We start from the raw sequence: 23,319 nt of genomic DNA, 5'->3' as shown, positions 1-23,319 counted from the left end.
CCGGCCGGCCTCGACCGCTGGGCGGAGTGATGCAGTGCGGCCTCCAGAGCAGCACCGGCGTCGTCTGTCGCTGGGCGGACGCTTCGACCGCGGGCAGCGTGATGGCGCCGGCTGTCAAGGACCTCCACCAGGCCGCGGCTTCGGCCCGGATCAGCCGCCGCCGCCGCGCCCCAGGGCGGTGCCCCACCGTTCGGCGATGGCGGCCGCGTGTGCGAAGTGCGCGGCGGCCTCGGCGTCGCGGCCGAGCAGGCGGGCGAGTTCGCCGAGGGTGTACGCGACCGGGCGGATCGCCAGGGTGAAGCCGGCGGAGGGCGGCGGCGCGTCACGGTGGGGGAGCAGGGTGCGGTACAGCTCGTCGGCCCGCTCCCGCTCGCCGAGCGCCACCGCGGCCATCGCACGGAAGGTCGCGAAGACCGTGAGGAGGTAGTCCGTGCGCAGCGGGCCGACCCGGGCGAGGACGGCGCGGGCCTCGTCCGGCTGCCCGTCGGCGCACAGGGCCGCCGCCAGGAGGTCGGCCATCACCGGGCCGTACTCCTCGGCCAGCTGCCGGGCCTGCGGGACGAACTCGCCGAGCCTGCCCTGGGCGGCCCGAATCGTCGCCGTCGCGACCCGCAGGAAGCCGTCGGCGTGCGGAGAGCCCTGCCTGGCCATCCCGGTGGTGGCCTCGGTGTACAGCTCTTCGGCGTCCTCACCGCGCCCTTCGATCAGTGCTCGCGTCGCCAGTGCGGTCTGACCGACCACGACGGGCCCTGGCATCCGGTAGGCCCGGGCCAGTTCCACGCACGTGTCGATGTGGCCGTAAGCACCGGCGACATCGCCCTCGGCAGCGGCGGCGGTCGACAGGCTGAACACGCCGAACCAGCGGAAGGCGGGCAGGTCGTGCTCGGTGGCGAGCCGGACGAGCTCCTCGCTCCGCCGCGTCTGCTCGCGCGCCTCGCGCTCGATGTCGAGCTCGCGGAGCAGCGCCGCGAGCGACCTCGCGCGAAGTCCCGGGTCCCCCAGGGCCGTTGCGAGCTCGACGGCCTCCTCGGCGGCGGCCCGCACCCGCGGGTCCCGCACGTCGGACAGTTCGGCGCAGTAGGCGAGCAGCAGCCCGCACCGAGCGGCGGGGGCGAGGTCCGGGCGGTCCAGCGACCGGCGGAGCAGCGCGACGACGGGTTCGTCGACCGCGCCGTACGGCCGGGTCTGCCACGGCGTCGGCTCGGACCACGCGGTGAGCGCGCGGATCACCAGCTCCTGCCGCCCGGTGCCGACCGCGTACTCGATCGCCTGCTGCCGGGTCGCGCGGGCGGTCATGACCGCGCCGGCGCGCACCTGGGCGCGCAGCAGCCTGCCCAGCAGGTCGACGCGTTCCGCCTCCCGGTCCCCGGACGGGCCGGCCGGGGTCCGGTCGAAGCAGTCCAGGGCCGCGGCGAGGAGATCGGCTGCCGCGTCGTGGGCGTAGCGGGCGGCCGCCAGGTCGGCCGCGCGCAGGCAGTAGTGAACGCCTTTGGCGGCCGTCGCCGAGGCCGCCGCCCGCGCGAAGTGGTGGGCCAGTGCGGACACATCACTCGAACCGAGCCGCTCCAGGCCGGCCGCGATCCGCCCGTGCATGCGCCTGGCCCGCAGGCCGCTCAGATCGGCGAGCAGGGTGTCGCGTACCAGCGCGTGCGTGAACCGGACGCGGCCCGGGGCGGGCTCGGTCAGCAGTCCGGCGACCAGTCCGGCGTCGAGCGCGCCCAGGACTCCGTCCTCGTCGGTGTCCGCGGCGCCGACCAGCAGCTCGACGTCCGCTTCACGCCCGACGACCGCGGCCAGCCGCAGTACCGCCACCACCGTCTCGGGCAGGCGCCCGAGCCTGCGGCGCACCACGTCCCGGACGCCCTCCGGCACCTCGGACAGGGCCACCAGCACGCCTTCGCTGCCGAGCAGTCGGGCGCTCTCCCAGAGGTAGAAGGGGTTTCCGCCGGTGCGTTCGGCGAGCGCGGCGACCGTCCCGGCGTCCACCGGTCCGGCGCCCGCCGCTCTGACCACCTCGGCGACGGCCGACGCGGGCAGGCCCGGCAGCGGCAGCCGCAGCGGCGACCGCCCGGCGAGCACGGCGAGCTGGTCCGTGAGCGGGCCCTCGATCTCGTTCGGACGGTAGGCGGCGACGACCAGGACCGGTGTCCCCACGGGTAGGTCGGTCAGGCCGGTCAGCAGGGCGAGCGTCTCGGCGTCCGCCCAGTGCAGATCGTCCAGCAGCACGGCCACCGGCCGCTCGCGGGCGACTGCCGCGAGCCACTGCGCCACCGCGCGGTTCAGACGGAACCGGCCGGCGGCCACGTCCTCGTCGGGGCCCCGGCCGGATGCGCGGTCGGCGAGCAGCGGGGCCAGGGCCTCGGCCGACTCGGCCGGCGGCGGCACGGCGGCGGCGATCGTCCGCAATGCCGCCACCCAGGGCCACGCGGGTGGAGCGCCCTCGTCGTCGGTGGCCTGGCCGACCGCGACCAGCCAGCCGTCGCCACGGAGCCGCTCGCCGAGCCGCTCCAGCAGCTCCGACTTGCCCAGGCCCGCCTCGCCGGTGACCAGCGCGACCCCGGGCCCGGCGCCGGCCGCCCGGTCGGCGGCCTCGACCAGCCGGGCGAGTTCGGCCTCGCGGCCGACGAACAGACGTGTGTCGGTGGCGGGTCGGCGCGGTGGTGCGGGGATGTTCCGGTCCTCGGGCGGGGTCGGCGGCCGGTGCCGCGGGACCTCCGTCGCGGCCCGCAGCAGCGCGGTGCGACCGCCCAGGATGGCCGCTTCGAGCTCGTTCAGCGCGGGCCCCGGGTCGAGACCCACCTCGGCCGCCAGGACCGCACGGGCCCGGCGCAGCGTCGCCAGCGCGTCGGCCTGCCGGCCCGCCGCCCACAGCGCCAGCGCGTGCAGACGCCAGCCTTCCTCCCGCAACGGCTCGTCGAGCGTGAGCAGTTCGGCCTCGGGAACGGTCACGGCGGCCTGTGCCGACCTCAGTCCGGCGACCACGTTCAGCTCGCGCGCGACCAGCCGCAGCTCGTCCAGACGGGCGACCTCGGCGCGGGCCCAGGACTCGTCGACGAACTCGGCGTACGCCGTGCCCCGCCACAGCGAGAGCGCCTCGGCGAGCAGGCGTCGCACGGTCTGCGGCTGCCACTGCGGGACTTCGCGCGCCTCGCGCAGCAACCGCTCGAACCGCCAGGCGTCGACGGCGCCGTCGGGCAGGCGCAGCGCATACCCGGGTGGTGCGCTCACCAGCAGGGAGGCCGGAGTGCGCGGTGCCCTGCCGGGCTCCAGCAGCCGCCGCAGGTTCGACACGTACGCCTGCAGTGACGTCACCACCCGTGCGGGCGGGGCCCCTTGCCAGATCTCCTCGACCATCCGGTCGACCGAGACGACCGCGCCGCGCGCCACCGCCAGCCGGGCCAGGACCGCGCGCTGGCGCCGGCCGCCGAGCGGGAGGGGCCCGCCGTTCCACTCGGCCGCGAAGGAGCCGAGCACCCGTATGGAGACCATCACCAGGCCCATCTTGACATCCTCTCCGTCCTCTAGGGATTGGGACGTGGGCTCGAAGCGGCCGATGCGGTGGGTTCGACGGCGAGGACGACCACGTGCGTCCGCTCGTGCACTACCCGCCCAAGGTGTTCTCCAAGTCGCTTCCAAATGCCCTCCAGGAGCCCCCGGCGAGGCTTCTCGCATGGACACCACGAACGCACCGCTGCAGACCCGTCCGAACACCCGGGAGATGGTGGTCATCCACCGCGGAATGCGCCGCGAGTCGCGACTGCTCATCGAGCTGATCGCCGCCGTGGCTCCCGGAGACACCGCCCGCGCCCGTGTTCTGGCGGACCACTTCCGCGACTACCGGCTCGGATTGAGCAACCACCACCACGGCGAGGACGCGTTCCTGTGGCCGCCGCTGCTGGCCAGGGTCGACCTCGAAGCCGACCTCGTGCTGCGGATGGAGACCCAGCACGAACGCGTCGCCGCCACCCTTGCGGCCGCCGAAGCCGCCCTGCCCGCTTGGGAGTCGGGGGCAGCGGAGGCGGACCGCGACGCGCTCACGGCCGCCCTGGCCGAGCACCGCGCGGTCCTCGTCGAGCACCTCGACGAGGAGGAGACCTCACTTCTCCCGCTCGCGGCACAGCACTTGTGGCTGCACGAGTGGAACGCGATGGGCGAGCACTTCCTGGCCAACACGCCCAAAGCCAAGCTGCTGTTCTTCCTCGGCATGGTCCTCGAGGAGGCCGATCCCGCCGAACGCTCGCCGATCCTCGGCAACCTGCCGCTCCCCGCCCGACTGCTCTGGTACGCCGTCGGCCGCGCGCAGTACGCCCGCGTCACCCGCCGTGTCCGGGCCTGACCGCTCCGATCGCCTCCGTCCGGGCCACCCCCCGGGCCACCCCTTCTCCCCGAACTCGCTCCGAAAGACAGGAAAAGCCATGAAGCGCTTCACCACCGTCCTCTCCGTCCTGAGCGGCCTGTTCCTGCTGTACATCGGGCTCCTCTTCCTGCTGGATCCGCAGGGGTCCGCGGCCGGATTCGGCCTGCCGAGCTGGCCCCGGCACGAGGGCACGGGCTTCCTCACCGTCAAGGGCGGGCGCGACATCGCGATCTGCCTGGGCGTCTTCGCACTCCTGCTGACCGGCCACCGCAAGGCCCTCGGCTGGGTGCTGCTGGGCCTCACCTTCGCGCCCGTCACGGACATGCTGACGGTCCTGGGCAACCACGGGTCGGTCGGCACCGCATTCGGCGTCCACGGCCTGGCCGCCGCGCTGGTCGCCCTGAACGCCGCCCTCCTCCTGCGCGAACGCCCCACCCCGGCCACCGCCTGAGCGCCGAACACGTCGGTGCAGCGCGCCACCAGGTCCGTGCAGAAGCGCTGGTCGCGAAGATCGCCGCCGACGGATGCTGCTCATCGGTGTCAGGGCCCACCCGGCTGGACGGCACGGCGGTTCACGGGGGCGATTCTGGCTCCCGTGAAGCCCGTCCGCGCGGTGGGCTACGGCATGCGGGTGTTCTGCCCGGCAAGTCCGCGTGGGCGTCCTCGGACTGCTCGCCGAGATCAACCCCCTGGTCCTCACCACCATGGGCGCAGCCGCCCTCGCCCACGGCGCCACCGCGCTGTGGGACGTGGCCCCCGCCCCGGCCGCCGGCCGACGAGATGCCGCGCCTGCGGATTGCCGCCGCGCCGTCGGGTAGACGCGCGGGTATGTCCGGTGGCCCGGCCCGGCCGGCCGGTGCCCACGCAGGGCGCAGGGAAGGAACGTCGGATCATGAGCGAGGAGACCGGTCACATCACCGGGACGAAGGACAAGGACTACGACCTGCTCTGGTACGTCGAGGCGTGCCTGAGCAACGCGCTGCGCCTGGAGACCTACGTGGGGGACGCCGAGCGGGCGGGGGACGGCGAGGTTGCGGAGCTGTTCCGCAAAGCGCAGGCTGACAGCCGCAAAGGCGCGGAGATGGGCAAGCGACTGCTCGCAGCGCGTCTGAGCGCTACCGGCACTGCCGAAGAGAAAGCAACAGCCTGAAGAGAGAACAACGACCCGGGAGAAGGTGCCGCCTTGGCAACCGACTACGACGCCCCGCGCGACGCCGGCGACGAGAGCAGTGACGACAGCATCGAGGCGCTGAAGAGCCGGAACGAGGAGCGGAAGGACTCCGCGATCGACCTCGACCCCGAGGCGCTCGAAGGCCTCGAACTGCCGGGCGCCGACCTGTCCGGCGAGGAACTCGCCGTCCGGGTCCTGCCCCTTCAGCAGGACGAGTTCACCTGTATGACCTGCTTCCTGGTCCACCACCGCGCCCAGCTCGCCGGTGAGGACCGGAACGGCCAACCGATCTGCCTCGACTGCGTGGCCTGACCCGAACGGTGGCCTCGAACGGGCCCGTCCGACGAACACGTGAGGCCGGGCTCGCTCTCCACGCCTGCGTGGATCAAGTGGGTCCCGCGTCCCCGAGGTCGACGAGCTCGCCGACGCGGAGAACGCGGTGCGCCGCCTGCACACCGCCCTCACCGGCGATCCGGACACGGTGCCCGCGCCGGCGCGCCTCGCGCCCTGACCGGCTCGTCCGGGCTCCTTCGGACGGACACCCGTGTCCGTCAGCTCGCCGGCGCCGGCCCGCACAGCCGCTGTCCTGGCGGCCGGCGGAGAGCGGAGCGCACGTGGAGCCGGGCTGACGGGCGTCGCCGCCCTGCTGGGCCCACTCGGAGGCCACACGGCGACGCCCTACGAAGCTCCTGGCCGGTGGGTGCCGGCCCAAACCCCGCTGGTGGCACCGGCAGCCACCCGTGCGCGGGCGGCGGTGGCGTCCCTTCCGGCTCGGCTGGTGCCGCAGTAGCCTGAAAGGTTCATCCGTGCACGAAGGGGTGTCGTTTTGGTACGTTCGAACTGGGATCCGGAGTCGGTCGGCGAGATCCTCGAACCAGCGGGTGCCGCGCCGGAAGCGCTGCGGCGCCGGGCGCGCAGGGCGATAGCCGCTCACGCGCTCGACCGGGAGGACTGCCGGCGGCTCCTGGAAGCGCTGGGCCTGGAGCAGGAGGAGACTTCGGCCGCGTCGTCATATGAGTGACCCACGACCTGCTCGCCGTCGGGTCGTGCCCACCGGGGCCGTCCGGGCCCGCCGCTTCCACGCCCTGCCCGGGTCACCCGGGCGGGGCTGTCCGAGTCAGCCGCCGGGTTCGGACCGGTCCGGCTCCTGCGGGCCGACGCCCGTGCGGGCCTTCTGGGAATAGCTGCCGGACGGACGGCCGGACGGGCCCTTGGCTCCGTGGTCGCGCCGGTGTTCCGAGGGGCCCTGCTCCTCGCCGCGCGGGCCCACGCTCTCCACGGTCTGCCCGGGAACCCCCTGCTCCTCCTCCTTCGAGGGCTCGCGCCCCGGGCCGGGCCCCGGCGCGTACTTCTCGGGATGGAACGAGCGGTGCGCACTGTCGTTGGGCCGCTGTTCCTCCGCGTCGATGTCGCCGGACCAGCCGTGCTGCTCACCCTTGAAGCGGCTGGCCCGGCCTTCGTCCATGGACTTGTGCCCGGCAGATTGCCTGGAAGTCATCACCGACCTCCTTCAGATGCGGCTACGTCTGTTCGGAGCCTGTCCAGCTTTCGGCTCACGACACACCGGTCCCGGCGCGGCGTGCGGTTTCCGGCGCTGTCACCGTGGCCTCCGTCCGCCGGTGGTTCAGGCCGTGATCGGGCAGAAAAGCGGTGGTCGTCCGATCGGTCTCCCTGTCACGATCCGGGTGTGACCACGTTGTTCCTGATGGTCGGCCTGCCAGGGGCCGGAAAGACCACGCGGGCCCGGCAGCTCGCCGCGGAGCACGGCGCGCTGCGCCTGACGCCCGACGACTGGATGATTCCCCTGTTCGGCGCGGCGGAGGCGGACGGGAAGCGCGACGTGCTGGAGGGGCGCATGCTCTGGCTCGCCTTGGAGGCGGTCAAACTGCGTACCAACGTCGTCGTGGACTACGGCTGCTGGTCACGGGACGAACGGTCTGCGATCCGCTGGCTGGTGGAGGCCGAAGAGGCGTGCTTCCGCATGGTCTACCTGCCGGTGGACGACGAGACCCAACGCGCCCGTATCGCCCATCGCTGGGCGACCACCCCCGAGGAGACGCTGCCGATGTCCGAGGCCGACATCCTGCACGGGCGGGCGCATTTCGAGGAGCCCGACGCGGCCGAGCTGGAGGGCCGCGGGGTCGCCGGCCCGCCGCCCGGCTGGGTGGGCTGGCGGGAGTGGGCAGCCGACCGGTGGCCGTCGTTCGCGTGACTGCGACAACGCAGCCATACCGGCGTGCCCGTAGCAGCCAGAAATCCTGTCTCCGGACAGGCCCTGGACGTCGGTCCGTGGTCGCCCCGGTCCGGCTCCACATAGGCCGGGGACGGCGGGAGTCGACGACCTCCCCGGAGCGCCGACTCCGGCAGCTACCACCGCCAGCCCGGCTGGGCCGCCCTGTGGCAGCACAGCACCGCCTGGCACGCCGACGTCCGGTCCGGCTGCCATCATGCCGAGGTGGCCCACGACATCGTGTTCTTCCTCGCTCCCGACGACGAGACTGCCGCTGCGACGCGACTGAGGGGGGACGCTGCGATCACGGCGTGGCCGGTGCGGGTGGCGCCGGTGGCTCGTTGAAGGGGGTGTGAACGACGAGGCGGGCAGCAACAGCCATGACCGGGCTCCGACGGTGTGGGCGCTGGCAGTGCGTGAGGTGGCTGAGGGGCCGCCGCTCGCGGAGCTGATCGTGGAGGTCGGTGCGGACCTCTACACGGATCTGGTGGAGGCAGCGGTCGACAGCGGCTTCACGCTCGCGGCGGGTGAGCCTCCGGACACGAGCGGGGCCGTCGAGGTCGGCGACGGCCGTGTGAAGCGCCTGGTGCTCGTCGGCGGGCGCCAGAGGTGGGAGCCGGACACGCGCGTCGAGGTGTCACCCGGCTGGTTGGCCGCAGCCGAGGGCCGGGGTACCGCCGTAGTGATCATCGTGCCGCCGGACACCTGGCCGCCCGGCCTGCTCGAGCTGGAACCGGAGGCACGCCTGCAAACATTCACCCGGCGATTCGGACAGGAGCACAGGGCGGGCCGCATCCTGCACGGGACCGTACCGGTGTGGCTGGGAAGCCCTCCGGGCACAGGGGACGGTGACGTCCTGCGACCGCCGTCCTGACCGCGTGCCATCCCGTCCCGCAGCTACCGGTGACAACGCTTGCAGAGATCCGATCCCTGTTGGGTGAACCCCTATTCAACTGGTCGGATGCGGCGCCATGGATCGAAGAGAGCGACCTCAGGCTCGGCCGGCAGAGGCTGTGAGTCGGTCGGCGAACGCCAGGACGAGGCCTCGGAGTTCGTCCGGTCGCTCGATGACGAACGGCCGGTCGAGCGAGGCGAGGACGGGAGGCAACCAGTCGAGCCGCTCCGCTCTCAGTTCGACGCGGAACCAACGCTCGGGGTGCGGATCCGCGCCGTCCGCGGGGGCGGGCTCCTCCACGGTCGCGATGCCGGCGGGAAGCCGGGCGCGGATCTGTTCGACCGTCCCGTGGATCCGCAGGGTCACTTCGTGCCGGTACGCGGCCTTGGCGAGCCCTGACAGGACGCGCTGCGCCGGATCGAGCCCGGCGGGCGGCTCGAACGAGCCCGGCAGCGTCCTCGCGTCCGCGATGCGATCGAGCCGGAACGTCCGGTCCTGGCCGATCCCGGGATCGGTGCCCGTGACGTACCACCGGCCCCCATGGGTGACGATCCCGTACGGATGCAGCGCGCGTTCGCTTCGCCGGCCGTCCCGGGCGGTGTACCTGATCGAGATCGGGCGGCGATGGCGTACCGCATCGGCGATGGCGAGCAGGACCCCGGTCTCCGGGGTGGCCCACTCGCCGGGCACAGCCGTGAAGGCGAGGGATTCCATGACGGCGTCGAGCCGACGGGCCAGGCGCTCGGGCAGCGCCCGGCGGATCTTGGCCGCTGCCGTCTCGCCCGCGGTTTCGGTCGCCGTCAGCAACCCCGTCCTGCGGCCGGCGACGAGGCCGAGCAGCACGGCGAGCGCCTCGTCGTCGTTGAGCATCAGCGGAGGCAGGCGGTATCCGGGGGCGAGCCGGTACCCGCCGTAGCGACCGCGGACCGCCTCGACGGGGATGTCGAGGTCGATCAGGTGGTCCACGTATCGCCGCACGGTGCGCCCGTCGACGCCGAGCCGGTCGGCGAGTTCGGCCGCCGTTCTGATGCCGCCCGACTGCAGGAGTTCGAGGAGGGTGAGCACGCGGCCGGTAGGTCGAGCCATGTCCACGAGCCTAGCGTCCATACCGGACCGGTTCTGTCCGCTATTTGCTCTAGCGTCCAGGTGCAACGGCTTCACCCACTCCTTCACCAACTCGAGGAGAGCACCATGGACTTCGTTTCGATCCGGATCATCACCGCCGACGTCGCGCGCCTCGTCGACTTCTACGAGCGAGCCACCGGAGTGCGGGCGGACTGGTCCACCGAGGACTTCGCCGAACTGCGGACCGCGAGCGCGACCCTCGCGATCGGCAGCACCCGCACCGTGGCGCTGTTCGCGCCCGGCTCGGCCCGTCCGGCCGACAACAGCACCGTGATCATCGAGTTCCTCGTCGCCGACGTGGACGGCGTGTACCGGAACCTGGCCGATTCCGTCGTCGACTTCGTGACCGAGCCCACCACGATGCCCTGGGGAAACCGGTCGCTCCTGCTCCGCGACCCCGACGGCAACCTCGTCAACTTCTTCACCCCCGTCACGCCCGCGGCCATCGAGAAGTTCGCTCGCTGAGAGCGCGGAGGCCGGCGCGGCGGCCGCGACGTGGAAGGCGGTGCGGGACGTGACGTCGGTTTCACGGGCCGATGCCCGTGAAACCAAGATGCTTCGACAGGCATGGGTCGGGTAGCGTGCGGACCATGTCGAGTCCTGAGTCAGACAAGGTGGGGGCTTTCGGTCACGCCGTCAGCCCCCTGAACCACTGAGCTCGTAGCCCTGCCGTCGCGCCGCTTCTTGCGGCGGGACGAGTGTGCGCTTGGGACTGGCCGCGGTGACGAGATGACCTTCTCGTGCCTCTCTCACCTCGGAGCCACTCGATGCCTCTGCCGCTGTATCTGCTTGCCATGGCGGTCTTCGCCATGGGGACCTCGGAGTTCATGCTCGCCGGCCTCCTGCCGGACATCGCCTCGGATCTCGACGTCGCCGTCGGGACAGCAGGCGTCCTCACCTCGGCCTACGCGATCGGCATGATCGTCGGCGCCCCTCTGGTGGCCGCGCTTGCCCGTAACCGGCCCAGGCGCGCCGGCCTTCTCGGGTTCGTGCTCGTCTTCGCGGCAGCTCACGCCGTGGGCGCCGTCACCACGAGCTTCCCCGTCCTGTTCGCCACCCGGGTTGTCGCCGCGCTCGCGAACGCGGGGTTCCTCGCCGTCGCTCTGACGGCTGCCGCCACGCTGGTCCCGCCCGACAGGAAAGGACGCGCGCTGGCCGTGCTGCTGTCGGGCACGACGGTGGCCACCATCGCCGGTGTCCCCGGGGGATCGGCGCTCGGCACGGTGCTCGGCTGGCGGGCCACATTCTGGGCCGTCGCCGCTCTCTGTCTGCCTGCGGCTCTCGGCATCCTGAAGGGAATCCCGGCAGGACGTGATGAGGACGAGGCGACCGGCAGGCCGGCCTTGCGAGCGGAACTCGCCCAGCTCACCAGGCCGCGGTTGGTCCTGGTGATGCTGCTCGGCGCGCTGGTGAACGCGGCAACGTTCGGAAGCCTCACCTTCCTCGCCCCCGTGGTGACCGGCAGCGCCGGGCTGGGCGAGATGTGGATCCCTTTCGCTCTGGTGCTCTTCGGTGCCGGTTCCTTCGTGGGCGTCACCGTCGCCGGACGGCTGTCCGACCGGCGTCCCGGCCTGGTCATCGCGGTCGGCGGTCCGTTGCTGCTCATCGGCTGGGCGGCCCTGGCGGTGCTGGCCGACGAGCCGGTCGCCCTGTTCGTCCTCGTGTTCGCGCAGGGGGCGCTGTCGTTCGCGCTGGGCAGCACGCTGATCACGCGGGTCCTCTACGAGGCCGCCGGAGCCCCCACCATGGCCGGCTCGTACGCGACTGCGGCCCTCAACGTGGGCGCCGCGGTCGGCCCCGTCATCGCTGCGGCCACCCTCGGCACCGAAGCCGGGACCCTCGGACCGCTCTGGGCGAGCGGACTCCTCGTCGCGGTGGCGCTGCTCATCGCCTTCCCCCTCCTCCCCGCCGTCACGGCCGGCCGGAGCACCGAGGTGCTCCGATGACACCTGCGAACGCCCCCTTGAACACCGAGGGACGCCGAAGGCTCGTGGAGTGCGCGGCCACCGCGCGGTCGTGGCGGCAGCCGGGGGAGGCGGTCGGCGTGCTCGGCCCGCAGGAGCGTCAGGGCGAGTGAACGGCCCGCGAACGCGGACGAGGCCCGGCACCCGAGTGGGCACCGGACCTCGTCCGACTGTGGAGCGCCAGGCCCGGGTCGCACGGACTCTCCCTACTGAAAGTAGGGCGTGCTCTGGTAGCACCGCTGACGCCTGGCGAGGGGTCATCTCCCTCGCGACGACAGGAATACTAGCAGGTCAGCGGCCCGCCATCGAAGCCGGTCACGGCCAGTCCGGTGAACGTCCCGGGCCGGCCCGCGGTCGGCTCCTCGGGCCCCGGCGTACGGGTCCACCCGGCCGTGCCCCCGGACCTCCGTGTCGGCGGCTTGCCGAAAGCCGGCCCGCCCCGGCGAGGAGGGAGACCGGGAGGATTCCGATGACATCACCCTGAGGGACGACCACTGCCGCAGCTCCGTCGGCAGCTCCAGACCCCTGCGCAACTCGGCCCGGCGGATGGCCTCCGGGCTCCCCGGCCCGCCGAGAGCGGCGAGGCCTCGGGGTCGTTCCGCTCGAGCCAGGCGGTCACCCGGGCCCACGCCTGCCGAACGTCTCCCGCCTCGTTCATGGGAGCTCCCTTCGTGGGCGACCACGGTCGATCGTGGATGGGAGAACCGTGGGCTCGGCCACTGACAGGAGCGGGCCCGGAGGTCCTGGCCCCGCGCCGGCCGGTCGGTGGCCCGGGGAGTCGGTGCGTCAGCGGCGGTGTAGTTCTCGTTCGGCGACCTGTCGGAAGCTGTGGGGCGGGCGGCCGGTGATGTGGTGGACGGTGTCGGTGGTCCGGTCCTCGGCGCCCTCGGCGATGGCGCGGTCCATGTCTGCCAGGAGGCCGGCGAACTCGGCGGGCATCAGGGCGGCCAGGCGGTCGCGCAGCTCGTGGTGCGTCAGGTGGCGGTGGATTACCGGGCGGCCGGTGACCTCCGAGACGATCGCGGCGATCTCGTCGTGGGTGAGTGCGGCCGGGCCGGTCAGGATCAGGTCGCGGTCGGGTGCGGGGTCGTCGGTGAGGGCGTGCACGGCGACGGCGGCGATGTCGTCGGCGTCGACGAAGCCGATCCGGCCGGCTCCGGCCGCGGTGAGGATCGTGCCGTCCTCGCGGATGCCGCGGGCGTGCAGGTGATCGCCGGTGAAGTTCTGCATGAACCAGGAGGGCCGCAGGACCGCCCACTCGTCGAAGAGCCCCGGCAGGGCCCGGTGCACCGCGCCCACGGCCGGTCCGCCCTCGGGCACGGCCGAGGAGCTGAGGAGCACCGCGCGGCGCACCCCGGCGGCGCGGGCGCGGCGCAGGAACGGCAGCATGACCGCGGCGGGGTCGGGTGCGCCGACGGGCGGGACGAGGTACGCGCGGTCCGTCCCGGCCAGGGCGTCGTCGAAGGTGGTGGGGTCGTACCAGTCGAAGCGCACCGGATCCGCGCCGGTGGCCGGTGCGGTGGCGCGCCGGCTTGCGGCCCGGACGCGGTGTCCGGCGGCGAGCAGCCGCGCGACGGTTCGGCTGCCGGTCGTTCCGGTGGCGCCGGTGACCAGGATGGCGGCGTCGGTCATCAGGCGGCGCTCCCGGCGAAGTCGAGGCCCGGCTGCTGGACGGCGAGGGGGTTCCAGTAGTCGCGGTAGGAGGTGAACCGTCCGTTCCGGGCGGTCACGACGGCGATGTAGGTCATGTCGAAGGGGTCTCCGGTCCGGACGAGCCGGCCGACCCCGCGCATCTCCACGACGACGGTCTCGGGGTCGGTGGTCCGGTGGATCCGAAGGTCGGGGAAGTCGTGGAGCTCGATGTGGTCGGGGTAGTCGCGCATGTAGGCGGCGACGGCCTCTCGTCCGTCCAGTCGCCGCGGCCAGCCGGGCGGGGCGAACGGGAACTCCATGACGCCGTCCTCGGCCCACAGGCCGACCCACGCGGTTATGTCCCCGGCCAGGAGCAGCCGGAGGCCGTGGCGGAACAGCGCCGTGGGTGAGGGGTTCTCGGGCATGCGTGTCTCCGTCCAGTACGATACGGACCAGCGGTCCGTTTCCATGAAGATACGGACCGCCGGTCCGCATCGCAACTGGAGGCAACCCCCCATGCCCACACCCGCACCCGAGCCCGAACCCGATCCCGCTGCATCCGAGCTCGCGGACGTGCCCGACGCCCCGGTGGAACGGAAGCCCCGGAAGGACGCGGTCCGCAACCGGGTGGCCGTCCTCGCGGCCGCGGACACGCTCTTCGCCGCCTCCCGCAACCCCGAGGACGTCACCATGTCCGACATCGCCGCGGCGGCCGGCGTCGGAAAAGGCACGCTCTTCCGCGCCTTCGGTGACCGCACCGGCCTGATCCGCGCCCTCTACGGGACGCGCCTGGCGCCCCTCATGGACGCCGTCGAACAGGGCCCGCCGCCGCTGGGGCCCGTCACCCCTCCCCTCGAGCGGATCCCTGCCCTGCTCGACGCCTTGCTGTGCTTCAAGTTCGACAACCGCCACCTCGCGCTGGCGCTGGAGGGGACCGGGGCCGACAGCCCGTACCGGACCGAGCACTACGACCGGTGGCACGCGATGCTCCGGGGCCTGCTGGAGCGGACCCCGGCCGCGGCCGGGAGCGACTTCACCGCCCACGCCCTCCTGGCGGCCACCCGGGCCGACCTGGTCGAGCACCTGGCCGGTGAGAAGCACACCCCCCGTGAGGAACTCCGGTCCCGGCTCGCGGACTTCACCGGCCGGGTGCTCGGCACCGGCTGACCGTCCGGCGGCACGCCGGAAGGACGGCGATACGCCGCCGGGGCGGCGTCGCCACACAACTGACGGAGTCCGGGCGGACAAGCGGAGAGCCTCCGGCCGCTGATCCTTCCCGGACCGACCGGGGTGAGCCGGTCGGCACAATCGTGGACCACGCCGGCCGACCGGGCTGCCCGAGGCGGGGGAGGAGTCGGCGGGCGGCACCGGGGACGACCGGATCGTGGAACCGGTCCGCGAGGCCCGCGCCGAGGATCCGGCGCGGGCCCGCGTGGTCCTCACCGCCGACCGCGAACTACCCACCGGGTGGGAGCGTTTGGGTACGGCCGTCACCGGCCCCCGGAGCGTCCGGGGCTGAGCCCGGGGCCCGGGACCGGGTCAGTGGGCAGGACGGATCTGGAGGGCGTTGATGCCCCAGTGGATCGACGGGTCCGAGGTGTGCACGGTGAACTGGAAGTCCCGGCCGGGACGGGCGGGGATGTCCACCGAGCCGACGCCGACGGAGTCCACCGGGCACTGCACCGTGAAGTCGGCCGGAGCCAGACCACCGACGTGCACCTGCACCGAACCGCCGCCCTGACAGCCGACGGTGACGGCGATCGGCAGCGTCTCGACCACCGAGGCCGTCACCGCGCCGCCGTTCCCGATCCAGTCGGGGATCGAGAACATGGTGTCCTCGTCCGGGGTCGGCGGCAGGATCCCCCCGCCGGGGACGTGGCGGACTGGTCGAGCCGGCTGGAGGAGATCGCCGTCGGGGTCAGGCAGGCGCCCCGGTCGCTCTCGTTGGGGCTGTGCCGAGCGGTTGGTCGGCGGTCAGGGCAGTGTCCAGAACTGGGTCGTGATGAGGTAGAAGGCGGCGACCCAGAACGCGGTCACCGCGGCGACGATGCCGAGTCCGATGCCGTTGGTCTTGGCCGGCGGTTCGCCCGGTGCGGGCCGGAGCCAGCGCTTGAGCAGCGGGTTCACGTAGTAGGGCATCGTCACGAAGCTCATGATGAAGCTCGACAGGAAGTTGCCGACCAGCAGTCCGATCCAGAGTGGCATGTTCGCCGGCGACAGGGCGAGTGTCAGCAGCACGACGGTCGGGTACAGGCCGACCCAGACCGCGATGGCGGTTTTGGTTTCCGACGGCGGTGGTGCCTGTTTGCCGTTCTCCCCGAAGGCGAACCAGCTGCCGAACGAGTTGTCGATCGTCCGGAGTTCGAAGTCGCTGAACTTCCTGCCCTCGGCGAGGATCTTCCGTCGCGTGCCCGACGTCAGCCAGGCGTCGAGGTGCTCCGCGCTGTCGAACCGGTACAGCGTGGTCCACTCGTCCTGGAGCCCCTCGATCGGGCGGAAGAGCTCGGTGCCGCGGAAGCCCTCGAATCGCTGTTCCTCCTGGCTCATGCGCTGCTGCCAGTCGAGGAACTCGTCGACGTGGTCGGGGTGGACGCGGTGGGCGACCACGACGGTCACGAGCGGATCCGGTGTCCGCGCGCCGCCTCTGACGACCTGCTGGGTTCCCGGACCGTCGAAGTACCTGCTGCCGGCGTCGAGCAGGTTCTGCCTGGTCTCGCTGTTGATCCAGGCCTGCAGGTGGGCTATCGAGTCGAACCGGTAGACGACGACCCACTCGGGCTGCCGGGACGTCGGCGGGGAGACCTCCACACCGAGGTGGCCGGCGTAGTCGGCGGCGGCGGCGTTGACCTCCTTCTGCCACGTCTCGTACTCGCGCTCCAGCCCCGGCCGGACCTTCAGACCGATGATGGCCGTTGCCGCAGTTTGCCCGTCCCGGGGCGTCACGGAGGTCATTTCGGTCCGGCCGCCGTCGACACCGGCCTGGCTTCGTTCAGCCGGCCGTAGATCCGTTCCGGGGTCAGCGGCAGCGCGCGGTAGCGGACGCCCGTGGCGTCGTGGAGCGCGTTCGCCAGGGCGGCGGACACCGGGTTGATGCAGCATTCCGCCATGCCCTTGGAGTGCATCGGCCCGACCGAGTCGGAGGACGGCACCAGGAGCACGTCGGTTCGGGGGATGTCGGCGTAGGTGGGGATGCGGTAGTTGCGCAGGTTCGGGTTCACCATGGCACCGTTCGCGTCGATCCGGTGGTTCTCGGTCAGTGCGAAGCCGATGCCCTGGGCGACGCCGCCGTCCACCTGTCCCCGGACCTGTTCGGGGTTGATGACGTTGCCGGCGTCGGTGGCCTGCACGCTGTAGAGGATGCGGATCTCGCCCGTCACCCGGTGGACGGCGATCCGGAATCCCTGCGTGTTGGAGGTGACGCTTCGCGGCGAGCCGTAGCCCTTGCGGGCGGCGGTGAAGCGGATTCCGCGCCCGCGGGCCAGGGCGACGAGGTCCGCCAGCGAAACGCTCTGCCCGCCGCAGACGACGCTGTCGTCGTTCATCGAGCACATCACGACGTGGACGCCGGTGTGGGCGGCGGCGAACTCCAGGATCCGGTCCCGCACCGCGTCGGCCGCACGGAGGACGGCGTTGCCCGACACGAAGAGTCCCGCGCTCGCGAAGGCGCCGGTGTCGAATCCCGTGCGGTCGGTGTCGGACTGCACCAGGCGGATCCGCTCCGGCGTCGTGCCCAACTGGTTGGCCGCGATCTGGACATGGGCGGTCGAGGTGCCCTCGCCGAACTCGACCGTCCCGACGGCCAGCTCGTACACCAGGTCGTCCCCGAGTGTGACCCAGGCCTCCGAGATGTGCTCGGTCGGGGGCGCGGTCTCGTGCAGGGAACTCGCCACGCCCTCCCCGACGAGCCAGTCGGGCCCCGGTGACGGCTCGTGAGCGGTTCGGGCCATCGCGGCGTCCACCAGGTCGATGCACTGGGCGAGTCCGTCCTCGGTGAACATCACGTCGTCGGGTCCGTCGTGCAGGGCCACGAGGGAGTCGCCCGGCCGGACGATGTTGCGGCGCCGCAGTTCGAGCGGGTCGAGGTGCAGGGCGCGGGCCAGTTCGTCCATCGCCGATTCCACGGCGAACGCCGGCTGGGTCATCCCGTATCCGCGCAGTGCCCCGCTGGGAACGGTGTTCGTGTAGACGGCGTAGGCGTCGTACTTCTTGTTGGGACAGCGGTAGATCATGACGGCCGCGCCGCCCGCGTACAGGGTTTCGCCGCCGTGGTTGCCGTAGGCGCCGGTGTTCGACACGTTGCGGACCTGGAAGGCCGTGAGCGTCCCGTCCGCTTTCGCGCCGAGCTTGACCGTCAGCGTCATCGGATGCCGGGGCGAGGCCGTGGTGAACTCCTCCTCGCGGGTGTACTCGAAGCAGACCGGCCGCCCGGTGTCCAGCGTGGCGAGCGCGACCAGGTCCTCGGAGATCACTTCCTGTTTGCCGCCGAAGCCGCCGCCGACCCGCTTGCAGAACACCCGCAGCTGGTCCGGCCGCAGGGCGAACAGGTAGGCGAGTTTGACCTTGGCGATGGAGGGTGACTGCGAACTGGTCCGCACGTTCAGGCGGCCGTCCTCCATCCAGGCGATCGAGCCGTGGGTCTCCAGGTGCGCGTGCTGCACGCGCGGGGAGGAGTAGGTGCCCTCGTGGATCACGTCGGCGTCGGCGAATCCGGCATCGACGTCACCGATGTGCGAATGGATCTCCAGCAGGATGTTGCGGACCGGATCGCGGACGAAGGGGTCGTCCGTGCCGTGCAGTTGCGGCGCCCCCTCGGCCATCGCCTCCTCGGGGTCGAAGACGGCCGGCAGGACGTCGTAGTCGACGACGACCCTGCGGCAGCCCTCCTCCGCCGCCGCGACGGTGTCGGCCACGACGGCTACGACGCGCTGGCCGACGAAGCGCACCGTGTCGTCGAGGATGAAGGTGTCGTCCGGATCGACGAGGTGGTCGGTGTGGATCGCCGTGGTGAAGCGCTTGCGCGGCACGTCCTCCCAGGTGTAGACCCGGCGCACGCCGGGGACCGCGAGTGCGGCGGTCTTGTCGATCGAGACGATCCGGGCGTGCGCGTGCGGCGAGTGCAGCACCTTGAGGTGCAGCATGCCCTCGACATGGGTGTCCATGGTGAACTCGGCGCGGCCGGTCACCACCTCGTCGGCGGCCGGCGCGCCGACGCTCGTCCCCACGGCCCTGCCCGGGGCCGCCGTCTCCACGGCGGTGACACCCCGCACGGCGTCCTCGATCGCCCGGTAGCCGGTGCAGCGGCAGAGGTTGCCCTTCAACGCCCGTGGCAGGTCGTCCTTCTGAGCCTCGGTGAGCGCCGCCGACGTCATGATCATCCCGGCCGTGCAGAAACCGCACTGGAATCCCGGGGCGTCACGGAACTGCCGTTGCACCGGATGCAGGTCACCCGGTGATCCGAGCCCCTCGATCGTCGTCACCTCGTGACCGTCCGCACGGAAGGCGGGGGTGATGCAGCTGTGCACCGGATCGCCGTCCAGCCACACCGTGCACGCGCCGCAATCACCCGCGTCGCACCCCTTCTTGACGCCGAAGTGACCGAGCGAGCGGAGGAAGGTGCGCAGGCACTGGCCGGGTTCCGGCTGTTCGTCGAAGCTCCTGCCGTTCACGATGAAGGTCATGCCGGGCTCCCGGCCACGAGCTCGTGACGAATTTCTTCGGTGAAGTGCTTGGTCAGGTGGCGCCGGTGGTCGGGGGTCCCGTTCGGATCGGCGAACCAGACGTCGGCAGGGATGACATCGATGCTGTGCTGAAGAGTCGGTGCGTCGGGCATGGTGTCGAAGGCGATCCGCACCGGCCGCGTGGTACCGGCGGTGACGGTGAGCAGCAGGTCGTTCGTCCCGGGCGTCTGGGTGCCGATGAGGAAGACCGTCGAACGGCCGAGGCGGGTCAGCGTGAAGCGGCGGTGCACGGCGCGTTTGCGCAGGGCGGCCGCCGGAATCGTGATGCGGCGCAGCAGTTCGCCGGGGGCGAGGATGTTGCGGTTGTTGCCGGTCACGAAGTCGAGGGCGTCGACGACGCGGGTCGACCCGTCGGGAGCCCACAGCTCGTACCCGGCCTCGAGGGCGACCGTCAGTGTGATCATCGGGCCAGCCGGCAGTGACAGGCAGATGTTGCCGCCGACGGTCGCCGAGTTCCACACCTTGAACGAGGACAGGAACGCCTCGCAGGCCGTGGCGAAGAGGGTGCCGGCGGTCCAGTCACGCGGCGGCTCGAAGGCGTACAGGTCGCGGATGGTGCAGGTCGCACCGATGTCCAGGCCGGTGGCGCTCGGCACGAGCGGATCCCACCCCAGGGCCGTCAGGTCGATCAGGCGGCGCAGGCTCGGCTGCTCGGCGGAGAACAGGAACGTGCCGCCCGCGAGCCAGGCATCGCCTTCGTGCCACTCCGGGCCGGGCCGGTCGGGCGGGCGCCGGACGACTTCGGTGATGGTGTTGAGGTCCATGGGAACGTGCTCCCTCACGAGGACCACCGTGCGACGGACCGCCCACCGAATCAGCGTCGGGCCGTAGCGGTCGGATCGCCGGAAAGAGGAACATCGCGGGCGCTGGGATTCCCATCCAGCGTATAGCCGGACGAGTCGGGCCCGCCAAGTCAGGACTCGGCACCGCTCTCGGCGACGGCTTGGTCCACCTCACCTGGCCCGCCCACCCGGGCGTCCAAGAACTCCAGCGCGTCGGCCGCCCGGTCGGCTGGACCGAGGAGTACGACGTCCAGCGCGGCACGTGGACCGCCCTGATCGACAGCGGCATCGCCACCACCGCCGCCAGCGGCGAGCCCCTGCGCTGCCCGACGTCTCGCGGGGTACGCAGCCCTCGCCCTGCCGTGCCGCGCTCTCGGGGAGCACCTGACCCGCTGGTAGAACCCGTACGTCCGCACCCCGCACCGCACCGCATCCGGCCGACCGCTGGCAAGCTCACCACGTGCATGGATTCTCAACGAACCTGATGCTTCCTCATCCCCCATGCAGCAGTCCGCGCGGCCATGTCGGTGGCAGGTGGGACTCATCGGCGGTCAGGCCTGCTTGGTGGCTACCGACGGCACCCGGTCCGGCGGATTGTTCGGCGGCGTGGCCCGGGGGCTGCTCGGATCGGGGGAGGGCAGCGGCCAGGTGCCTTGGGCGAGGTGGTGGCGCAGGGCGTCGAGCCGGGCGAGGTGGGTGTCGAGGGCGGCGTTGACGGTGCTCGTGGTGGCGGCGACTCGTGCTTCGAGGTCGTGGATCCGGTCCAGGAGGTCCCGCCGGCGCTTCTCGGCGGCGGTGACGGGGTCAGGCGCGGCGTCGGTCGCTGTCGTCACGGAGCTGGGTGGTGTGGTGGGTGAGGGCGTCGAGGCGGGTGGCGAGGTCATGCTGGCCGGTGCCGAGGTGGGGGCGGACGGCGGCGAGGGGCTCTATGAGGTCGGCGGGGTCGGCGGTGCCGAGGGCGGCGGTGAGCGCGGCCTGGGCGGGGCGGGCGTCGGCTGCCAGATCGGTCACGGCGGTGATCTGGGCGGCGAGGACGCGCAGTTCGGCGGCGTTGTCACGGGCCCAGGCGGCCACGGTGCGGTCGGCGGCGCGGCGGTCGCGGACGGCCTTGACGCGTTCCGCGCCGGTCCCGACGGTCCGATGGGTGGTTCCGGCGGGGCGCAGGCGCAGGTAGCGGTTCTCGGCGGCCTGGCGGCTGGCGACGCCCATGGGGTGGGCGAGGTCGGCCCAGGTGGCGCCGGCGTCGCGGGCGTTCTCCACCAGGCCGGCTTCCCAGCCGGCGAGCTGGGTGCGCAGTTCGCGCAGCAGGACCAGGGCGGCCAGTGCCTGTCCGGGGCCGGCTTCCTCGGGCCCGTGGGGCCCGGTGCTTGGGGCGGGCGGGGTGTTGTCCGGGGCTTGGGCGGTGCGGACGGCGTCGTCGATGGCGGCCAGGGCCGCGGCGGCGGCGAGGAAGGAGACGGGCTCGGCAGCTCCGGCGGGGCGGGTGGCGGACTTCGGGGGCTTCTCACTCATGTTGTCACTCTATCGATGACGAGAAGGGTTTGTCATCGGATGGATGACGTGTTAGAACGGTGTCAGGTGAAAGCGCACTGGCACCCTTTGATCCCACTTGGAGGTGTTTCGCGATGCTGTTGCGCACCGACCCGTTCCGCGAGCTGGACCGTCTGACCCAGCAGTTCCTCGGTACGACTGGTACGTGGTCGCGTCCCACGCCGATGCCGCTGGACGCGTACCGCGCGGGCGAGGAGTACGTGATCTGCTTCGACCTGCCCGGGGTGGACCCGGAGGCGATCGACATCGACGTCGAGCGGAACATGGTGACCGTCAAGGCCGAGCGCCGTCCACGCCACCAGGGCGAGGACGTGAAGTGGGAGCTGTCCGAGCGCCCGCTCGGTGTCTTCTCGCGCCAGGTCATGCTCTCCGACACCCTGGACCCCGAGGGCATCACCGCCGACTACGACGCGGGCGTGCTGACGCTGAAGATCCCGGTCGCGGAGAAGGCCAAGCCCCGCAAGGTCGCGATCAGCCACAGCGGCGACCGCAAGCAGATCCAGGCCTGACCCGGCCCCGATGTCGTCCCGCGCCGCCCCGAACATCCCCCCGACGGGGCGGCGCGGGACCCCCGCCACCGTCAATCCCCGAGCCCGCCCGCCCGCGCGCCGGCCGGCCGGACAGCGAGCAGCCCCATGCAAGACCAGGGCCCGGTCGTGTTCACGGTGCGGGCGCGTGGTGCTCGACCTGTCGGAGATGACGTTCATGGACTGCGCGGGCCCGGGCGCCCTCGTCCATGCCCGCAACCTGGCCGACCGACCTGCGCGCGCCTGGTCCTGCATGGTGTCGCCCGCCCCATCGGAAGGAGGACCCGCGGTGACACTTCGATGGGAGGCGTTCTTGGACCAGGTCCGAGAGCGCGGCGAATACGACACCCCCGAGGAGGCCGACCGCGCGGCCCGCGTCGTGCTGGCCCTGCTCGGCGCCCACCTCGTGGGCCAGGTCCGCGCGGACCTGGCGGCCCGCCTGCCCGAGACCATGGCCCTGATCCTGCTCAATCCCCTCGAGGCCGCCGAACCCCTCGATCCCGAGCGGTTCGTGCGCGCCACCGCGGCCTGGATCGAAGGCGCCACCGAGACCACCGCCCTGTGGGACATCGGCGCCGTCCTGTCCACCGTCGCCGACGCCGCGGGCGACGAACTCATGGACCGCGTCCTGCTCCAGCTCCCGCCCGGCTACGACCTCCTCTTCGGCCGCCCCCGGGCCGGCCACCGCCCCTGACCCGCCCCGCCGTCCCCTTCCCCGGCTGCACCCGCCCGCCCGCTTCGCGACGCCGCGCCGAAGGCGCGGCCCCACCCCGGAAGGCCGCCCGCCATGGCCCGCTACCGCCATCTCCTCCAGCAGGTCCGCACCAGCGGCCGCTACCCCACCGACGAGGAAGCCGAACGCGTCCTCACCGCCGTCCTGGCACTCCTCGGCTCCCAGCTCACCGGCGAGGAACGCTGCGACCTCGCCGCGGTCCTGCCCGAACGGGCCCGAGCCGTCTTCGCCGCCCAGATCCCCCTGCCCCACCCCGTCACCGCCCCCGCCTTCGTCGAAACCCTCGCCCACACCCTGGGCACCAGCCTCACCGCCGCCCGCTGGGACGCCTCCTCCGTCCTGACCGCCCTCACCACCCTCACCGACGACAACCTCACCGACCGCCTCCTCGCCCACCTCCCTCGCGGCTACGCCCTGCTGTTCGGCCGCGCCGACCTGGCCGCCGTCGCCTGAAGCGGGATCCGGCCGCGAGCGCGGGACGAATGCCGGGCCGGGGCCTCGCTGCCGGCGACGTGGACCACTGGACGAGGCCACGACCCGGGACAGGATCGCTTACGGACACCTTTCCCGGCCGGAAGGGAGGGCTCGAGCGCGCTCTCACTGCTACGTCCCGG

At 72.5% G+C, this 23,319-nt stretch carries 26 protein-coding genes; 15 read left to right on the top strand and 11 right to left on the bottom strand.

Going from position 1 to position 23,319, the window contains the following annotated elements; translation table 11 throughout:
* Window positions 1-150: 150 nt before the first annotated feature.
* Window positions 151-3,501, bottom strand: a complete 3,351-nt coding sequence (locus ACZ3TI_RS36725) for a BTAD domain-containing putative transcriptional regulator (protein ID WP_465734176.1) — start codon at window positions 3,499-3,501, stop codon at window positions 151-153.
* Between the two features lie 169 nt (window positions 3,502-3,670).
* Between ACZ3TI_RS36725 and ACZ3TI_RS36720 the strand changes: the two genes are divergently transcribed.
* The 6 genes from ACZ3TI_RS36720 to ACZ3TI_RS36695 all read left to right on the top strand — a co-directional run bounded on the left by ACZ3TI_RS36720 (window position 3,671) and on the right by ACZ3TI_RS36695 (window position 6,549).
* Window positions 3,671-4,336 (top strand): hemerythrin domain-containing protein, encoded by a 666-nt coding sequence (locus tag ACZ3TI_RS36720; RefSeq protein ID WP_465734174.1) that lies wholly within the window; start codon window positions 3,671-3,673, stop codon window positions 4,334-4,336.
* 79 nt (window positions 4,337-4,415) lie between these two features.
* Window positions 4,416-4,808, top strand: a complete 393-nt coding sequence (locus tag ACZ3TI_RS36715; RefSeq protein WP_465734172.1) for a DUF4267 domain-containing protein — start codon at window positions 4,416-4,418, stop codon at window positions 4,806-4,808.
* Between the two features lie 202 nt (window positions 4,809-5,010).
* Window positions 5,011-5,175 (top strand): hypothetical protein, encoded by a 165-nt coding sequence (locus ACZ3TI_RS36710; protein ID WP_465734170.1) that lies wholly within the window; start codon window positions 5,011-5,013, stop codon window positions 5,173-5,175.
* Between the two features lie 74 nt (window positions 5,176-5,249).
* A complete protein-coding gene (locus tag ACZ3TI_RS36705; protein WP_465734168.1) occupies window positions 5,250-5,507 on the top strand; it encodes a hypothetical protein in 258 nt (85 codons plus the stop codon).
* A 33-nt stretch (window positions 5,508-5,540) separates the two neighbouring features.
* A complete protein-coding gene (locus ACZ3TI_RS36700) occupies window positions 5,541-5,840 on the top strand; it encodes a DUF4193 domain-containing protein (protein WP_465734166.1) in 300 nt (99 codons plus the stop codon).
* 514 nt (window positions 5,841-6,354) lie between these two features.
* Window positions 6,355-6,549 (top strand): hypothetical protein, encoded by a 195-nt coding sequence (locus ACZ3TI_RS36695; protein WP_465734164.1) that lies wholly within the window; start codon window positions 6,355-6,357, stop codon window positions 6,547-6,549.
* Between the two features lie 96 nt (window positions 6,550-6,645).
* Here the strand turns inward: ACZ3TI_RS36695 and ACZ3TI_RS36690 are convergent, their stop codons facing one another.
* Window positions 6,646-7,026, bottom strand: coding sequence for a hypothetical protein (locus ACZ3TI_RS36690; protein ID WP_465734162.1), 381 nt, complete (start codon window positions 7,024-7,026; stop codon window positions 6,646-6,648).
* A gap of 189 nt (window positions 7,027-7,215) precedes the next feature.
* Here ACZ3TI_RS36690 and ACZ3TI_RS36685 point away from each other — a divergent pair, with 189 nt between their 5' ends.
* The gene (locus ACZ3TI_RS36685) at window positions 7,216-7,740 is read left to right on the top strand and encodes a P-loop nucleotide/nucleoside kinase family protein (RefSeq protein WP_465734160.1); all 525 of its coding nucleotides are present in this window, start codon (window positions 7,216-7,218) and stop codon (window positions 7,738-7,740) included.
* 370 nt (window positions 7,741-8,110) lie between these two features.
* Window positions 8,111-8,632 (top strand): hypothetical protein, encoded by a 522-nt coding sequence (locus ACZ3TI_RS36680; protein WP_465734158.1) that lies wholly within the window; start codon window positions 8,111-8,113, stop codon window positions 8,630-8,632.
* Window positions 8,633-8,749: 117 nt separating this feature from the next.
* On the opposite strand, the gene ACZ3TI_RS36675 is transcribed toward ACZ3TI_RS36680, so the two are convergent.
* Window positions 8,750-9,739 (bottom strand): helix-turn-helix transcriptional regulator, encoded by a 990-nt coding sequence (locus ACZ3TI_RS36675; RefSeq protein ID WP_465734200.1) that lies wholly within the window; start codon window positions 9,737-9,739, stop codon window positions 8,750-8,752.
* A gap of 105 nt (window positions 9,740-9,844) precedes the next feature.
* Between ACZ3TI_RS36675 and ACZ3TI_RS36670 the strand changes: the two genes are divergently transcribed.
* The 3 genes from ACZ3TI_RS36670 (at window position 9,845) to ACZ3TI_RS36660 (ending at window position 11,855) form a co-directional block, all read left to right on the top strand.
* Window positions 9,845-10,243: a VOC family protein gene (locus ACZ3TI_RS36670; protein ID WP_465734156.1), complete on the top strand. Its 399-nt coding sequence runs from the start codon at window positions 9,845-9,847 to the stop codon at window positions 10,241-10,243.
* A gap of 302 nt (window positions 10,244-10,545) precedes the next feature.
* Entirely contained in the window at window positions 10,546-11,724 is a 1,179-nt protein-coding gene (locus ACZ3TI_RS36665) for a Cmx/CmrA family chloramphenicol efflux MFS transporter (RefSeq protein WP_465734154.1), read from the top strand.
* Complete coding sequence (locus ACZ3TI_RS36660; RefSeq protein WP_465734152.1) at window positions 11,721-11,855, top strand: hypothetical protein; 135 nt, start codon at window positions 11,721-11,723, stop codon at window positions 11,853-11,855. Before ACZ3TI_RS36665 ends, ACZ3TI_RS36660 begins: the two co-directional genes overlap by 4 nt.
* Before the next feature lie 673 nt (window positions 11,856-12,528).
* On the opposite strand, the gene ACZ3TI_RS36655 is transcribed toward ACZ3TI_RS36660, so the two are convergent.
* Window positions 12,529-13,374: an NAD(P)H-binding protein gene (locus ACZ3TI_RS36655; protein WP_465734150.1), complete on the bottom strand. Its 846-nt coding sequence runs from the start codon at window positions 13,372-13,374 to the stop codon at window positions 12,529-12,531.
* Window positions 13,374-13,799 carry a nuclear transport factor 2 family protein gene (locus tag ACZ3TI_RS36650; protein WP_465734148.1) on the bottom strand — a complete coding sequence of 142 codons (426 nt, stop codon included), beginning with the start codon at window positions 13,797-13,799 and terminating at the stop codon, window positions 13,374-13,376. Before ACZ3TI_RS36650 ends, ACZ3TI_RS36655 begins: the two co-directional genes overlap by 1 nt.
* 91 nt (window positions 13,800-13,890) lie before the next feature.
* Here ACZ3TI_RS36650 and ACZ3TI_RS36645 point away from each other — a divergent pair, with 91 nt between their 5' ends.
* Window positions 13,891-14,541: a TetR/AcrR family transcriptional regulator gene (locus ACZ3TI_RS36645; protein WP_465734146.1), complete on the top strand. Its 651-nt coding sequence runs from the start codon at window positions 13,891-13,893 to the stop codon at window positions 14,539-14,541.
* Window positions 14,542-14,913: 372 nt separating this feature from the next.
* On the opposite strand, the gene ACZ3TI_RS36640 is transcribed toward ACZ3TI_RS36645, so the two are convergent.
* The 6 genes from ACZ3TI_RS36640 to ACZ3TI_RS36615 form a co-directional block, all read right to left on the bottom strand.
* A complete protein-coding gene (locus ACZ3TI_RS36640; protein ID WP_465734144.1) occupies window positions 14,914-15,204 on the bottom strand; it encodes a hypothetical protein in 291 nt (96 codons plus the stop codon).
* Window positions 15,205-15,348: 144 nt separating this feature from the next.
* Window positions 15,349-16,326 (bottom strand): antibiotic biosynthesis monooxygenase, encoded by a 978-nt coding sequence (locus ACZ3TI_RS36635; RefSeq protein ID WP_465734142.1) that lies wholly within the window; start codon window positions 16,324-16,326, stop codon window positions 15,349-15,351.
* A complete protein-coding gene (locus ACZ3TI_RS36630; protein WP_465734140.1) occupies window positions 16,323-19,052 on the bottom strand; it encodes a molybdopterin-dependent oxidoreductase in 2,730 nt (909 codons plus the stop codon). Before ACZ3TI_RS36630 ends, ACZ3TI_RS36635 begins: the two co-directional genes overlap by 4 nt.
* Window positions 19,049-19,876: an FAD binding domain-containing protein gene (locus tag ACZ3TI_RS36625; protein WP_465734138.1), complete on the bottom strand. Its 828-nt coding sequence runs from the start codon at window positions 19,874-19,876 to the stop codon at window positions 19,049-19,051. Before ACZ3TI_RS36625 ends, ACZ3TI_RS36630 begins: the two co-directional genes overlap by 4 nt.
* Window positions 19,877-20,445: 569 nt before the next feature.
* Complete coding sequence (locus ACZ3TI_RS36620) at window positions 20,446-20,727, bottom strand: hypothetical protein (RefSeq protein ID WP_465734136.1); 282 nt, start codon at window positions 20,725-20,727, stop codon at window positions 20,446-20,448.
* Window positions 20,699-21,406 (bottom strand): hypothetical protein, encoded by a 708-nt coding sequence (locus tag ACZ3TI_RS36615; protein WP_465734134.1) that lies wholly within the window; start codon window positions 21,404-21,406, stop codon window positions 20,699-20,701. Before ACZ3TI_RS36615 ends, ACZ3TI_RS36620 begins: the two co-directional genes overlap by 29 nt.
* Window positions 21,407-21,519: 113 nt before the next feature.
* Between ACZ3TI_RS36615 and ACZ3TI_RS36610 the strand changes: the two genes are divergently transcribed.
* From ACZ3TI_RS36610 to ACZ3TI_RS36600, 3 genes are all read left to right on the top strand, one after another.
* Window positions 21,520-21,954 (top strand): Hsp20/alpha crystallin family protein, encoded by a 435-nt coding sequence (locus ACZ3TI_RS36610; protein ID WP_465734132.1) that lies wholly within the window; start codon window positions 21,520-21,522, stop codon window positions 21,952-21,954.
* A gap of 271 nt (window positions 21,955-22,225) precedes the next feature.
* The gene (locus tag ACZ3TI_RS36605; RefSeq protein ID WP_465734198.1) at window positions 22,226-22,666 is read left to right on the top strand and encodes a DUF2267 domain-containing protein; all 441 of its coding nucleotides are present in this window, start codon (window positions 22,226-22,228) and stop codon (window positions 22,664-22,666) included.
* Window positions 22,667-22,759: 93 nt separating this feature from the next.
* Window positions 22,760-23,158: a DUF2267 domain-containing protein gene (locus tag ACZ3TI_RS36600; protein WP_465734130.1), complete on the top strand. Its 399-nt coding sequence runs from the start codon at window positions 22,760-22,762 to the stop codon at window positions 23,156-23,158.
* Window positions 23,159-23,319: the final 161 nt, after the last annotated feature.

The sequence above is a fragment of the Kitasatospora sp. NPDC023120 genome, assembly GCF_055560835.1.
This window is presented reverse-complemented; position numbering and strand designations above follow the sequence as displayed.

What these genes read in the sequence shown, in the direction of transcription:
- ACZ3TI_RS36630 (WP_465734140.1), bottom strand. Translation starts at nt 19,052, where the DNA reads ATGACCTTCATCGTGAACGGCAGGAGCTTCGACGAACAGCCGGAACCC.
- ACZ3TI_RS36720 (WP_465734174.1), top strand. Translation starts at nt 3,671, where the DNA reads ATGGACACCACGAACGCACCGCTGCAGACCCGTCCGAACACCCGGGAG.
- ACZ3TI_RS36705 (WP_465734168.1), top strand. Translation starts at nt 5,250, where the DNA reads ATGAGCGAGGAGACCGGTCACATCACCGGGACGAAGGACAAGGACTAC.
- ACZ3TI_RS36675 (WP_465734200.1), bottom strand. Translation starts at nt 9,739, where the DNA reads ATGGCTCGACCTACCGGCCGCGTGCTCACCCTCCTCGAACTCCTGCAG.
- ACZ3TI_RS36600 (WP_465734130.1), top strand. Translation starts at nt 22,760, where the DNA reads ATGGCCCGCTACCGCCATCTCCTCCAGCAGGTCCGCACCAGCGGCCGC.
- ACZ3TI_RS36660 (WP_465734152.1), top strand. Translation starts at nt 11,721, where the DNA reads ATGACACCTGCGAACGCCCCCTTGAACACCGAGGGACGCCGAAGGCTC.
- ACZ3TI_RS36635 (WP_465734142.1), bottom strand. Translation starts at nt 16,326, where the DNA reads ATGACCTCCGTGACGCCCCGGGACGGGCAAACTGCGGCAACGGCCATC.
- ACZ3TI_RS36645 (WP_465734146.1), top strand. Translation starts at nt 13,891, where the DNA reads ATGCCCACACCCGCACCCGAGCCCGAACCCGATCCCGCTGCATCCGAG.
- ACZ3TI_RS36610 (WP_465734132.1), top strand. Translation starts at nt 21,520, where the DNA reads ATGCTGTTGCGCACCGACCCGTTCCGCGAGCTGGACCGTCTGACCCAG.
- ACZ3TI_RS36665 (WP_465734154.1), top strand. Translation starts at nt 10,546, where the DNA reads ATGCCTCTGCCGCTGTATCTGCTTGCCATGGCGGTCTTCGCCATGGGG.
- ACZ3TI_RS36690 (WP_465734162.1), bottom strand. Translation starts at nt 7,026, where the DNA reads ATGACTTCCAGGCAATCTGCCGGGCACAAGTCCATGGACGAAGGCCGG.
- ACZ3TI_RS36725 (WP_465734176.1), bottom strand. Translation starts at nt 3,501, where the DNA reads ATGGGCCTGGTGATGGTCTCCATACGGGTGCTCGGCTCCTTCGCGGCC.
- ACZ3TI_RS36625 (WP_465734138.1), bottom strand. Translation starts at nt 19,876, where the DNA reads ATGGACCTCAACACCATCACCGAAGTCGTCCGGCGCCCGCCCGACCGG.
- ACZ3TI_RS36650 (WP_465734148.1), bottom strand. Translation starts at nt 13,799, where the DNA reads ATGCCCGAGAACCCCTCACCCACGGCGCTGTTCCGCCACGGCCTCCGG.
- ACZ3TI_RS36715 (WP_465734172.1), top strand. Translation starts at nt 4,416, where the DNA reads ATGAAGCGCTTCACCACCGTCCTCTCCGTCCTGAGCGGCCTGTTCCTG.
- ACZ3TI_RS36615 (WP_465734134.1), bottom strand. Translation starts at nt 21,406, where the DNA reads ATGAGTGAGAAGCCCCCGAAGTCCGCCACCCGCCCCGCCGGAGCTGCC.
- ACZ3TI_RS36605 (WP_465734198.1), top strand. Translation starts at nt 22,226, where the DNA reads ATGGTGTCGCCCGCCCCATCGGAAGGAGGACCCGCGGTGACACTTCGA.
- ACZ3TI_RS36670 (WP_465734156.1), top strand. Translation starts at nt 9,845, where the DNA reads ATGGACTTCGTTTCGATCCGGATCATCACCGCCGACGTCGCGCGCCTC.
- ACZ3TI_RS36655 (WP_465734150.1), bottom strand. Translation starts at nt 13,374, where the DNA reads ATGACCGACGCCGCCATCCTGGTCACCGGCGCCACCGGAACGACCGGC.
- ACZ3TI_RS36640 (WP_465734144.1), bottom strand. Translation starts at nt 15,204, where the DNA reads ATGTTCTCGATCCCCGACTGGATCGGGAACGGCGGCGCGGTGACGGCC.